General features: G+C 37.2%; 11 protein-coding genes. All 11 read right to left on the bottom strand.

Going from position 1 to position 13,206, the window contains the following annotated elements; genetic code table 11:
• Positions 1 to 2: 2 nt before the first annotated feature.
• The 11 genes from HCU67_RS12915 to HCU67_RS12865 all read right to left on the bottom strand — a co-directional run bounded on the left by HCU67_RS12915 (position 3) and on the right by HCU67_RS12865 (position 13,204).
• The gene (locus HCU67_RS12915; protein WP_168553021.1) at positions 3 to 920 is read right to left on the bottom strand and encodes a polyprenyl-phosphate transporter; all 918 of its coding nucleotides are present in this window, start codon (positions 918 to 920) and stop codon (positions 3 to 5) included.
• A gap of 22 nt (positions 921 to 942) precedes the next feature.
• Positions 943 to 2,343: a tetratricopeptide repeat protein gene (locus HCU67_RS12910; protein ID WP_168553020.1), complete on the bottom strand. Its 1,401-nt coding sequence runs from the start codon at positions 2,341 to 2,343 to the stop codon at positions 943 to 945.
• Positions 2,344 to 2,429: 86 nt separating this feature from the next.
• Positions 2,430 to 3,620, bottom strand: coding sequence for an aspartate aminotransferase family protein (locus tag HCU67_RS12905; protein WP_168553019.1), 1,191 nt, complete (start codon positions 3,618 to 3,620; stop codon positions 2,430 to 2,432).
• 4 nt (positions 3,621 to 3,624) lie between these two features.
• A complete protein-coding gene (locus HCU67_RS12900) occupies positions 3,625 to 5,316 on the bottom strand; it encodes an OstA-like protein (protein WP_168553018.1) in 1,692 nt (563 codons plus the stop codon).
• Between the two features lie 81 nt (positions 5,317 to 5,397).
• Positions 5,398 to 6,342 carry a tetratricopeptide repeat protein gene (locus tag HCU67_RS12895; protein ID WP_168553017.1) on the bottom strand — a complete coding sequence of 315 codons (945 nt, stop codon included), beginning with the start codon at positions 6,340 to 6,342 and terminating at the stop codon, positions 5,398 to 5,400.
• A gap of 39 nt (positions 6,343 to 6,381) precedes the next feature.
• Entirely contained in the window at positions 6,382 to 6,981 is a 600-nt protein-coding gene (locus HCU67_RS12890; RefSeq protein ID WP_168553016.1) for an aminotransferase class IV family protein, read from the bottom strand.
• On the bottom strand, positions 6,965 to 7,921 hold the full coding sequence (locus HCU67_RS12885; RefSeq protein WP_246865780.1) for an aminodeoxychorismate synthase component I: 957 nt from the start codon (positions 7,919 to 7,921) through the stop codon (positions 6,965 to 6,967). The genes HCU67_RS12890 and HCU67_RS12885 overlap by 17 nt, the downstream gene beginning before the upstream one ends.
• Positions 7,922 to 7,946: 25 nt before the next feature.
• Positions 7,947 to 9,215, bottom strand: coding sequence for an adenylosuccinate synthase (locus HCU67_RS12880; RefSeq protein ID WP_168553015.1), 1,269 nt, complete (start codon positions 9,213 to 9,215; stop codon positions 7,947 to 7,949).
• An 11-nt stretch (positions 9,216 to 9,226) separates the two neighbouring features.
• Positions 9,227 to 9,682, bottom strand: a complete 456-nt coding sequence (locus HCU67_RS12875; protein ID WP_168553014.1) for a Fur family transcriptional regulator — start codon at positions 9,680 to 9,682, stop codon at positions 9,227 to 9,229.
• A 40-nt stretch (positions 9,683 to 9,722) separates the two neighbouring features.
• Positions 9,723 to 11,927: a RelA/SpoT family protein gene (locus tag HCU67_RS12870; RefSeq protein WP_168553013.1), complete on the bottom strand. Its 2,205-nt coding sequence runs from the start codon at positions 11,925 to 11,927 to the stop codon at positions 9,723 to 9,725.
• Positions 11,928 to 11,971: 44 nt separating this feature from the next.
• A complete protein-coding gene (locus HCU67_RS12865) occupies positions 11,972 to 13,204 on the bottom strand; it encodes a M48 family metallopeptidase (RefSeq protein WP_168553012.1) in 1,233 nt (410 codons plus the stop codon).
• Positions 13,205 to 13,206 lie beyond the last annotated feature (2 nt).

The following is a 13,206-nucleotide window of genomic DNA, read 5'->3' as shown; positions in this document are numbered from 1 at the left end:
TCCTATTTTTTAGAGGCAAACCTTTCGAGGATAAAAATAAGGGAAAATCCAACGATGGCTAGAACTAAAGCGAGCAATAATTGTGGGTCACCTTCAAAAGCAGATGGTAAAACATTCTGTTCGTTGACGACAATCGTTTTATCATCAAAAACCTTTGTTTCCAATACTTTCTTCCATGGCCATATCTTATTTAAAGAACCCAAAATGAATCCGGTTAAAATTGCCAAGGTCGTGTTTTTGTAGTGCTTGAACATCCATTTAAGAAGTCTTGCAAAGCTTAAAAGGCCTACAACGGCTCCAACGATAACAGTAGCTAGCATTTTGATATCACGTTCATGAGCAGCGTCCAATATCGTTTTGTAAGAACCTAGCAATACCAAAATAAATGCCCCTGATATACCCGGTAAAATCATTGCACAAACTGCCAATGAACCAGAAAGGAATAAGTAGGGAAGAGTATCTACGTTTTCGCTTGGAGGGAGTTCTGTTATGAAATATGCTATGGCGGTACCAATTAATAGCATAATAACTGTAAAGGCACTCCATTTTTTAATTTCTTTAGCTACAAGCAGAATACTGGCGGTCACCAATCCAAAGAAAAAGGACCACAAAAGGACTGGTTCATTTTCAAGTAGCCAACTTAAGAATTTCGCCAATGAGAAAACACTAATGAAAATACCAAGAAATAAAGCGGCAAGAAAGTTTCCATTCATTTGCTGCCAAAAGGCTTTAAAGCCTTCTCTTCGCCAAACGCCGATCATTTTTGGCTTTACATTGTTTATAGAACCGATAAGCTCTTCATATATACCTGAGATAAAAGCTATTGTTCCACCTGAAACGCCTGGCACGACATCAGCAGCACCCATTGCCATTCCCTTCAAGGTAATCATGGCATAGTCATACAATTTTCTTTGCCCCATAAAATCTATTTTTGAGGAGTAGTTAGGTAGATGCTTTCTTATTTGGCTTGACAGCTGTTTTGACCCAGTCCAGTTTTGAGAACTCTGAAAACAGCTTCATGAAGATAACTGCCTTTTTTGGGTTTAATTGTCGAGCCTTGGCTATTTTTTCCTTTGCTTCATTTATGTTGTTCAACTTCAAGTTTACACCAGAATAAATGAACAACAACTCCGCATCTTCTTCATAAAACTCCAAGCCTTGAAGCAAGACTTGTTCTGCAGCACCAAAATCTTTGAGTTTGCATAAAACAAAAGACCATTCTTGCCAGGTGTCCAGCTCGTAATTACCTAGATTTACTGCTTGTCTAAAAGCAAAATCCGCTTCTTCGTAGTTTTCAAGTTTTAAGTAGATTTTAGCGGTCTTTTTCCAATATAGTGGATTATCAGAGTCAATGTTTGTTGCTTTATTAGCATAATGCAAGGCTTTTTTAAAGTTCTTTTGCCTGTAGTAAAACTCCGTAATTGCCAGCCATCCTTTATCTAAAAGTGGATCTTCGTGTACAGTGTTATAGAAGTAGTATTTGGCTAGTTCGTCATTACCCAATTTTTCATGGCACTTACCAATCCGTAGATATGCATGCGATGTAGGATCATCAATTTTTAAAGTATGCTCATAATTGATAATTGCTTCGTTCAACTTTCCTAACTTTTCTAAGACTTTGCCCTTTTCAAAGTAAGCCCCAATAAACGCATCATCAGCAATTATGGCAAAGTCAAATGCTGCCAGGGCTTCAGGGAGCAATTCTTTTTCTATGTACATTTTCCCTAGCTGGTGCCAAGCTACTTCACAATATGGATTGCGTTCAAGGTACTCGTTAAGAAAATGTATTGCGCCGTCAAAATCTGATAAAAACTCAAAACAATAGACTACGTTATAAAGCGCTGAATAATCAGTGTTATCGTATTCTATGCATTTAATAAAGCTTTTTTTGGCCATTTCATAATTGTCCATAAATAGATATTCCATGCCCAAAAGAGAATAAATGTCATAGCAATCATCTGTGATATGAAGGGCTTCTAAAAGCATATTCACTGCTTCTAGATGATTGTCCTGTTTTGAAAGAATATTGGCCCGTTGAATGTATATTTCCTCATTGTGGGGATCCAACTCTTGCAGCTCGTTCAGTATTTTCTCAGCCGGTTGAAATTTATCTTCAAATACCAATACTTCAACATTGAGAAGTCTTAGTTCGGCTGAACCTGGATGCTGTTGCAGGGCAATCTCGATAGCTTTTTTTCCTAAAGAGACCTTACCAATGTCCAAATAGTGGTGGATGATGTGTTCAAAATCTTCTGAATCGAAGAAATAAACGTCGTTGGTCTTAAGCATTTCTTCGAACTTCGCAACGAACTTTTCAGAATTTTCGTTAGAATCTAACGCCATAGAAACTTGATTAGGTTACTATGGACTTAAAATTACCTTTAATATGAGCTGATTTTGGAGTAACGATTGCTTAGGTTATCAACAAATTAGTTAACACCGCTATTTAATTCATCTAAAATTTCCAAAATTTTATAGCATCCTTGCTCAATTTCTTTTTCTGAAATAGTTAGGGGAGGGGATATTCTTACTGCGCGAGGCTCGAACAACAACCAGAATAAAATTAAATGGTTTTTAGCGGCTTTCAGAACCAGTTGATTTGCAATTTCCGGATTCTCGAAAATCAGTGCAAGCATCAATCCTTTACCTCGAATTTCTTTTATTAATGGATTTTTTAAGAGCGTACGGAATTGTTTTTCCTTATGTAATGTTTCATTGATTAAATCGGTGGCTAAGATTTCCTTTAAAGTTGCTAGGCTGGCAGCTGAAATAACGGGATTACCACCAAAAGTGGTAATGTGGCCCAATTTCGGATGCTCTTGGAGTGTAGCCATAATCGAATGTGATGCTATAAAAGCTCCAACTGGAAGGCCACCTGCCATACCTTTCCCGATGACCAAAATATCGGGTGTGCAATTGAAGTGTTCGAAGGCAAAAAGTTTCCCGGTTCTACCAAAACCAGGCTGGATTTCATCCAAAATTAGCAGTGCCCCAACTTCATCACATCGTGCTCGTACTTTTTTCAAATAATCACCTGTAGGTAGAATAAACCCCGCACCTCCTTGTATAGTCTCTAAAATAACACCTGCCGTTTTTTCAGTGATTTTCTCCAAGTCTTCCAAGTTGTTGAACCTGATAAAGCCCACATCTGGGACTAAAGGTCGAAAGGCTCTTTTACGTTCCTCATATCCCATTACACTAAGGCTTCCCATGGTATTACCATGGTATGCATTATTAGCAGAAATAATTTCCGAACGTCCTGTTGCTCTTCGTGCCAATTTCAATCCTCCTTCAATTCCTTCCGTGCCAGAATTGACCAAATAAACACAGTCGAGATGTTCTGGTAGTTGTTCGGTCAATAGTTTGCAATAATCAACCGCCGGTTTTTGTGCATACTCACCATAAACCATGACATGAAGATACTTTTCGGATTGTTCTTTTATTGCAGCGACTATCTTGGGATGACAATGACCCAAGCTGCATGCGGAAACCCCAGCAACAAAATCTAAATGTGCTTGTCCATTGGAGTCATAAATATAACTTCCTTTGGCATGTGAAATTTCTAAACCAAGTGGGTGGGGTGTGGTCTGGGCTTGATATTTTAAAAAGTCTTCTTTCAACAAATTAAGAACCTACTTTTTTCAATTGTGTACGTTTAGGTTTGACAGCTTTGCTCTTTGTCAATTGCTTTTTTGGAACTTTGCCACCACTACGTTCTTGTTCTTCGGTGTCTATATCCACAGGGGCATCAATCCCACGGATTTTGACCAATTCTATATTGTTATCGTCTTCATCGAAAATATCGTCTTTGGTCATTAACCTCTCATCTCCACGCCAAACAAATCCTTTTAATTTTCGACTTTCAATAGGTAGGTCTTTTTCTGGAAAAACGTCGCCATCAGGATTCGTGAAGAAGGTAATTTCTTCAATATCACTATTGGCCATGAGCATTCTTATTTTACTGCAAATGGTTTTATCTATGCCAATAAGTTCATCCTCATCGTTGTACATGTAATAGATAACCTCAGTATTTTTTACTAGGTCAATGATTTTAAGTTCGTTGTCAATGAATTTTCCAAACAAGTCTTTTCCCTTGGCCTGATTATACCCCTGTTGGCCAATGGTATCGAAGGCGATGACAAACGCATTGTCAATAACTTTCAGCGAATCGAGTGCTTCCGTCTCCAAATTTGAAATCAAATGAATACTATCACCAGTCATTTGATTATCTACGTTCCATAAGATGGGATTACGAATCAATTGGGTCAGACCTGTTTTCTCCTCAGAATGGATTGAATCACACTTACCACTTAAATCTTTCTTGAAAAATTTGGCATTTCTAAAAGCTCGCATTACCCTATTTTCTGCTGGGCCGGTGACCAAAAGTGTATCTCCGTGAATATAGAGTGAATCTTGCTGTACCATACTTACAGCAACCGCTCTCTTAGTTGCGAAAACAGAATCCAGTTCTTTATAAACTTCAGCATAGTGTGCTCGAATGCGACCATCGTTTATGGTATCAGTAACTTGAATATTATTAGTTGCAGAGGCGAAGGAAGTTGCTTTGTCAAAATAAACACTGTCGCCTTCAATTATTCTATCGCTATAATTGATTTTGGTATTTTTTACACCATAACCCTGTTCGATTTTTGTATCATAAAAACCTCGTTCGCAATAAATGGTATAGTCCTCACCAACTATTGTCGAAGGGCCATACATGTATGCATTTTTTGATAGGCGATAGTAATCCAATTGTTCGGAGTCAATGATGTAATCAGGATTATCAATATGCACACTATCCCTGAACTGTACCTTCTTCAATTCCATAAAATAGTTACCAATAATGCTGGTAAGAACATTAACCGAGTCTACCACTTTCCCACTTGTTCGGTAGTATGAAATTTGTTTTTCTCTATCTAGATAAAGCGTGTCGGTGGTCAAAGTCATTTGACCATCAGTTAAATCTACATTTTCCCATGCACGGGCCAGTTTTGTTTCACCATCATAATCCAATCGACCACTATTCAATAAAATTGAATCCCCTTGTTGCATTCGAACGTTTCCTATTGCACGAAGTCTATTCTCTTTATTGTAAATAACTGCAATATCACACCACAGGTCGGCTCCTTGATGTTCAAATTGAACTTGTCTTTGGTCATCTTTCTGAAAAATCAGGGCACCTGGAAATTGTGCCTCATCCTTAGTGGAGTTAGCGCCGTAAACCAAGGTAATTTGTCTTTTTTGGGGTTCTTCAGGTGTTTGGGCTTTGACCGTTAACACTGAAATAAGGAAGAGAATGAATACAATCCTTTTCAAGGGAACGAAATTTTGGTCAAATGTAGCGGTTTTGCGCAAATGCTTCGATTTACTTTAGAAAGCTTTGGCATTCAGGAAAAGCTAGTTCGCAAAGAATCGTTTCCAATCAGATTCTGCAGCCAAATAGGCAAAGGAATAGGAATTGCCTTCCTCAAGTAGTTTCTTGTAGAGGGATTTTGCCGTGGTTGTGTCTTTTTTGTTGTACAAATACCAATTTCCTAAGCCATACAGATAGACATCGTTAGAAGAAGTGCCAACTGTTTCAATTTCCAATTCGTCTTCGTTTAGCACACCTTTATAAAACAAACACATATTGTAGTAACTGGTATTCTCAATAACATCCATTTCCTTATGTATTTCTTTAATTGCCCTTTCGGCCTCAATAGGTTTTTCTAAACGGTTAAATATCATATATAACCAATGACCTCCTGAGACCAAGTTGTCGTCATACCGATTTGTAACCGTCCTGTTCTGATAAGCTTTTAAGGCATTTGGCATGTCTCCTTTAAGATAATAGGCTAATCCCAGGTGATACCAAATATTACTTTGTAGCGTACTGAGAGGAACATTACGGCTGTTTGGTAGGCCATCTGGTTCAATTTGTTCTGGCAGCCCTTCAACCAGTTTGGCCGCGCTTTCGAAGTCCATTATGGCTAAATCATATTGGCGTGTTGAAATATATCTGTGCCCTCGGTGTCTAAGAAATCTTGCATCATCTGGAAATTTTTCAATTCCTTCAGAAAAAATTTCGATTGCTTTTTGAAATTGGCCCACATACCCAGCTCTTCTTCCATACCAGATAAGTGATTCTGGGTCATTTTCATTTTCCAAATAGTGTTGTTTCGCCGATTGGTAATTTTCTTTTGCTTTCCCTTCAGTAACCACGGGAGTTCGAAGGGTATCACCCAGTAGGGTTATTGCTTCGACTTTGTTTTCGATTCTATCCGAAGAAGAAACAGCACTTTCAGTTTTGACTTGCTTACAACCGATAGAAATTAATAGCAATAATACTAACGCAAACCTCATTTTAAATTCAAGCATTTAACACAAGGTAGTGAATTAGCATCAGTGTTGAACAGCTTCGATTGGTAGTATGTGCCTAGGATTAAAATCTAGCATTGCATTAATCAACTGAAATCCTTTGAATGATTTTAAGTCTTCCTTGAGAATTTCATCTTCCCAAATCAATTTACTCTTTAATAATTGAGCTCTCTTAGTGCCTTTTAAAAGCGGCGTTGATGGCGTTAACCAGTTATCACCATCGTAAAATATAATATTAGCGTACGAAGTATCAGTTATATTTCCATTTTTTACAATCAAAACGTCGTCACAATCCCCACGTTGTTCATATAGTTCATTCAGAACCGCTCTATCCTCAAATTTTAATTCGTAGTCAATGGTATTATGCTCAACTAATTGAATACGTTCAATTTTCTTTGCCTTATAATTCTGGAAAGAGAAGTTTTTGCGAGTTTCGTTATAGGAAATACGCAATTTGACCTTCCCCTTTTGAAAATCAGAAGGAATTGAAATTTCATCGAATAATTCGAAACTAGGCTGTTTCCAATAGAATTTTTTGAAAGACTGCTCAAAACGCTTTTGGTGGAAATCGGCGTTTTGAATTTTTCCATTACTAACACAGACACTTTCAAATAGTGGGAACATATATTTTTTTGAGAAGTTCAATATATTCTTCTTTCACGTTGCTTTGATGTGTTATACCACCGCCACTTTTGTACCAAAATACCCCATCATTCTTCTCAATAAAACGAATAGCCACGGCAGAATCTATAGAATTTCCATCAAACACTCCGAAAACACCTGTATAGTAACCACGGTCATAGTTCTCTGATTTCTTGATAATATCTACGGTTTTGGGTTTAGGGGCACCACTGATGGAGCCTGCTGGGAGCATTTTTAAAAGTAGCTCACCAAAATTGTTTTTCCAATCCGCTGAAAGTTTACCTCTAATTTCAGAACTCGTTTGAAGAATATTACCTCGAGCAGACTTAATTTTTTCTACATATCGAAATTTCGTAACCGTTACTTCTTTTGATACCAATGAAAGATCGTTACGAATCAAATCAACTATGGTATTGTGTTCCTGTTCTTCTTTAGGGTCGTTCAAAAGAATACTTTCTGCATTTTCTAAATTGGCATCAATGGTCCCTTTCATTGGATAGGAATAGATAAAGTCATTTTCAATTTTCACAAAACACTCTGGCGAAAAGCATACGAATTTATCCTCATTCAACAATTTATAACCGGCTTTAGAACAGTGAAAAATCTTAGCTAGGTCAACCTTATTTTTAATTCTGCTTGGAAAGGTCAAGTTGACTAGAAAACTATTGCCATTTTTCAGGTTTGAAACTACTTCTTCAAAGCTCTTTAAATAGTCTTTAAACGGGTACGGTTCAGCCTCAATAGGTTCTATTGTCCCGCAATTTGCTGAATCCAAAACTTGGTAATTTCGAACACCGTTAATGTCAAATTTTAGTCTGTTTTCAGAGGCTTCATCAAACGAGTAGACATGTAGTTTTGTTCCTTCAAAGTTTACCATAAAGAAAAAAGGTTCCTTATTTCTAAGAAACCTTGTTGTTTTCATTTTAAAATCTTCCTCAGACATGTTCCTATCGATGAATCGTTTGCGTTCTGTCGGGGCCAACAGAAACGATTTTAATGGGAACATTCAATTCTTTTTCTAAGAAAGAGATATAATCCATAAGAGCGGATGGAAGTTCTTCGGGTTTGGTCATTTTAGTAAGGTCTTTTGCCCAACCTTCCAACTCTTCGTAAATAGGGGTAACATTATCTTCTTCAATGTTATAGGGAAGATGATTGATGTTTTGCCCTTTGTATTTATAGGCCGTACACACTTTAATTTTATCAAAACCACTCAACACATCTGCTTTCATCATCATAAGTTCGGTGACACCATTGATTTGCACAGCATATTTGAGTGCAACCAAATCTAGCCAACCACAACGTCTTGGTCTACCGGTTGTTGCACCAAATTCATTACCGACCCTTCCCATGGTTTCACCGTCATTGTCAAAAAGCTCTGTTGGGAATGGTCCGCTCCCAACTCTAGTTGTATACGCTTTAAAAATCCCTAGAACGCTGCCAATTTTACCTGGTGCCACTCCTAGACCAGTGCAGGCACCAGCCGCAGTGGTATTTGACGAAGTCACGAACGGATAAGTTCCAAAATCAATGTCTAATAATGATCCTTGTGCGCCTTCGGCCAATATTTTTTTGCCAGCAGCCATAGCGTCAAACATATATTGCTCACTATCTATAAATTTCAACTTCTTTAAAGTTTCAATTCCCTCGCAGAATTCTTCCTCAAGCTCGTTTAGGTCGTATTGTATTTCGATATTATGAAAGCCCAATAGGTCTTCATGTTTATTCGCTAAGGCTCGATATTTGTCCTTCCAATTATCAAATTCCAAATCACCGACCCGCATACCATTTCGACCAGTTTTGTCCATATAAGTTGGACCAATGCCTTTTAATGTCGAACCTATCTTCGCCTTTCCTTTAGAAGCTTCCGAAGCTGCGTCCAAAAGGCGATGGGTAGGAAGAATCAAATGGGCCTTTCTTGACACCAATAATTTTGACACAAAGTCAATATTGAATTTTTCAAGGTTATCGAGTTCCTTTTTAAAAATAACAGGGTCGATTACAACTCCGTTGCCTACGATATTAATCGCATTTTTATGGAAAATACCCGATGGAATAGTGTGTAAAACATGTTTGATACCATCAAATTCAAGAGTGTGTCCTGCATTCGGACCACCTTGAAAACGGGCAATTATGTCGTAATCTTTGGTAAGAACATCAACAATTTTCCCCTTTCCTTCATCTCCCCATTGAAGGCCCAACAATAAATCTACCATGAAATGTTTGCTTATTCTGTTACGTTTTCTTCTTTGTTTCTTGTGCCATAGAAGTATAGCGAATGCGTATTGATTTTTATATCGAAAACCTCTTCGATAGTCTTTTTTATGGATTGGATACGAGGATCACAAAACTCAACCACTTCACCTGTATCGGTTAAAATGACATGATCGTGCTGCCTGTCAAAATAAGACTTTTCATATTGCGCTTGGTTACTCCCGAACTGATGTTTCCTGACCAACTTACTTTCAAGTAACAATTCAATTGTATTGTATAAAGTTGCCCGGCTTACGCGATAGTTTTTGGTTTTCATTTTTATGTAGAGGGACTCAACATCAAAATGATCGTCACTATCATAAATTTCTTGTAAAATAGCATAACGCTCAGGCGTTTTTCTATGCCCATTATCCTCTAAAAATTGAGTAAATACGCTTTTTACAATCTCTTGGTTTTTAGTGTTCTCCATAGGTGGGAGTGGATATAAAAAACAAAGTTACACCTAAAAATTAAATACGGCTAACCCGATCAATTCCATTTATTTGCTTTAGGTTTTGAATAATTTTATTGAGAATGGTATTGTTTTTAACGATAAGGGTAATCTTACCTTTAAAGGTGCCACCATCAGCAGAAAAGTTAAGATTACGCATATTGACATGCATATTTTCGGAAATCTGATTGGTTATTTCATTTACCAAGCCAAGATTGTCAATGCCAGTAATTTCAATTTCTGCTGAAAAATCTTCTTGAGTTGAATCAATCCATTTTGCAGAGATAATCCGATACGCATAATTACTTTGTAGAGAAATGGAGTTTGGACAATTTTTTTTGTGCACCTTGATACCGTCATTGACACTAATAAATCCGAACACATCATCTCCCGGAATTGGATTACAACATTTTGAAAGTTTGTAGTTCAATTTTTCTTCCTCAACCCCAAAAACGAGCATATCGTACTTTGGTGTTATTTCAGGCTTGTCAATGTCATCGGGAACAGGGTTCCTTCGTATTTTATTTTTGAAAAAGCTTATAAAAGCGTTATTGTAAGAAGAAGCAAAGTCCTTAATTTTTTGGTTATCTATAGCACCGTTTCCTACGCGATAGAATAAATCTAAGCTTGTCTTCAGCTTAAAATGCAAAACCATCTTATTTACCACATCTTCATTCAATGTGATTTTTTGTGATTTTAGTTTTCTTCGAAGTGTTTCTTTACCTTCTTCTGCAACCTCTTTTTTCTCTTCCCTAAGAGAAGACTTTATTTTAGCCCTAGCCCTTGCCGTATGTGCATAATCAAGCCAATTCTGATTGGGTTTCGCAGATTCCGAAGTGATTATTTCTACTTGGTCACCACTATTAAGGGTAGTGTTCAGAGGAACCAACTTTCCATTGACTTTTGCACCTCTTGTTTTCATTCCTATTTCGGTATGAATATGAAAGGCAAAATCTAGTGGTGAAGCACCCTTAGGCAATGATTTTAGTTCACCGTCAGGAGTAAAAACAAAAATCTCTTTAGAGTATAGGTTTAGTTTGAACTCTTCAACAAAATCAACCGCATTACCATTAGCATTTTCCAAAGCCTCTTGCAGCCTATTTAACCATTCCTCAATACCCAGTTCCTTTTGTTCGCCATGCTTATACTTAAAGTGGGCTGCATATCCTTTTTCTGCAATTTCATGCATTCGTTGACTTCGAATCTGAACTTCGACCCAACGCCCCATGGGTCCCATAACCGTAATATGCAAGGCTTCGTAGCCTGTTGATTTAGGAGATGTTATCCAATCTCGAAGTCTAACAGGATTTGGAGTAAAGTGGTCCGTTACAATGGAGTAAATTTTCCATGCAAGGAATTTTTCATTTGCGCGATCAGACTGATAAATAATTCGAATAGCGAACTTGTCGTAAACTTCATCAAATGGAACATTCTGCTTTTTCATCTTTCTTCGGATAGAAAAGATGGATTTCATACGTCCCTTGATCTCATAATTGAGGCCTTCTTTATTGAGAGATTGCCTAATTACGTTTGAAAAGTCTTCAATATATTGTTGTTGTTCGTCTTCAGTATCCTCAATTTTATTGAAGATATCATTATATACTTCAGGTTCAGTGTATTTTAAACTAAGGTCTTCTAGTTGTGTTTTAATGTTGTATAAGCCTATCCTATGGGCTAATGGTGCATATATGTATAAGGTTTCAGATGCAATTTTTACTTGTTTGCCCTCAGGCATGGCATCCATAGTCAACATATTATGATAACGGTCAGCAATCTTAATGATGATTACCCTAACGTCATCATGAAGTGTGAGTAACATTTTCCGAAAATTCTCGGCTTGTTGACTAATGTTTTTATCCTTCTTAAGATGGGCGATTTTGGTAAGACCATTGACAATTCTAGCTACGGTTTCGCCAAAAATCCGTTCAATATCATCAAGAGTATATGAGGTATCTTCAACAACGTCATGCAATAGTGCAGAGGCAATCGAAACTGCATCCAATCCAATTTCAGAAGCTACAATTTTTGCTACCGCAATAGGATGAAAGATATAAGCTTCACCTGACCTGCGTCTTTGCCCATTGTGTGCATCCACGGCAACATCGAAGGCGGAACGTATCAACTTTTTGTCCTCTGCAGACAAAGTTTGATAGCTGATCCTAAGCAGTTCTTTGTACTGCCTAGCGATTTCCTTATTTTCTTTTTCTATTGCAACCTCAGTCATTGTAAATTAAAAGTATCATAATCTTTGTTTGGAAACAACAAAAATTATGCCCTTAAATTACGGATGCGCTCAGCCAGCGGTGGGTGTGAATAGTTCATAAAAACATAAGCAGAATGTGGTGTAAGATTGCTCAAACTGTTTTTAGAGAGTTTTTTTAATGAAGTTATGAGCGGTTCTGCAGCAAAGGTCTCTTTTGCATAATCATCAGCTTGGAATTCAAATTTTCGCGATAAGTAATTCATAGCCAATCCGGTAACAGTCGATATTGGGCTGTATAATAAAACAAACCCAATCAATGCGGCATGAAAACTGGGTTGTGAAACACCAATAGCCAAAGATAGTTGCGGATTATTCACAAAAAGAGACAGTAAAAACAAGGTGAAACCTGTTAGGAGTATACTTGCCGTTAGGTTTATTATAACATGATTTCTTTTGTAATGCCCTACTTCATGTGCAAGAACCGCAACAATTTCATCTTCTTGTAAATCATTGATTAAGGTGTCAAAAAGCGTTATTCTTTTTTGTTTACCGAAACCCGAGAAATAAGCATTTGATTTGGTACTTCTTTTTGATCCATCAATTACAAAAATATTCTCCAATTCAAATCCGATTTTCTTGGCATATTTTTCAATGGAGTTCTTAAGACTTCCTGATTCTAGAGGGGTCTGCTTGTTAAATAACGGCACAATTAGCTTACTGTAGAATAGATTTATAAAAACCATCAGTAAGATAAAAATACCCCAAGCATATAGCCAAAAATTGGAACCTGCCCACTGCAAAAACCAGATAACCAATGCCAGTAAACCTCCACCGACAATTGCAACTAAAATCCACCCTTTAATCAAATCCTGTACAAAAGTTGATTTCGATGTTTTGTTAAAGCCGTATTTTTCTTCTATCACGAAAGTTTGATAGTATGAAAAAGGCAAACCAATGAGGTTACTGCCAAAGCCAAGTATTCCGAAAAATAATAACGCTTGTACAATTCTATTGTCTGATAAACCCCGCACCAATTGATCAATAAATTCAAATCCTCCAAATAATAGAAAACATAAAGTCAATACAGTGGAAAAAGAGTCGCTTAACAATCCAAATTGATAGTTTTCCCTTTTGTAGGCCTGAGATTTTTGATAATCATCGCTATTAAAGATATCGTTCAATACCTCGGGCACTGGTTCACCAAATTTCTTGGCATTGAGGTAATCCAACCAAGTGTCCATTATAAATTGGAACAATAAAATTCCAATAATCAGATAAAATAGGGTAGTGCTATCCAAAA

The organism is Croceivirga thetidis (genome assembly GCF_012272815.1).
Taxonomy (GTDB): domain Bacteria; phylum Bacteroidota; class Bacteroidia; order Flavobacteriales; family Flavobacteriaceae; genus Croceivirga; species Croceivirga thetidis.
The sequence above is the reverse complement of the archived record's forward strand: the minus strand, read 5'-3'. Positions and strand labels throughout refer to the sequence as shown.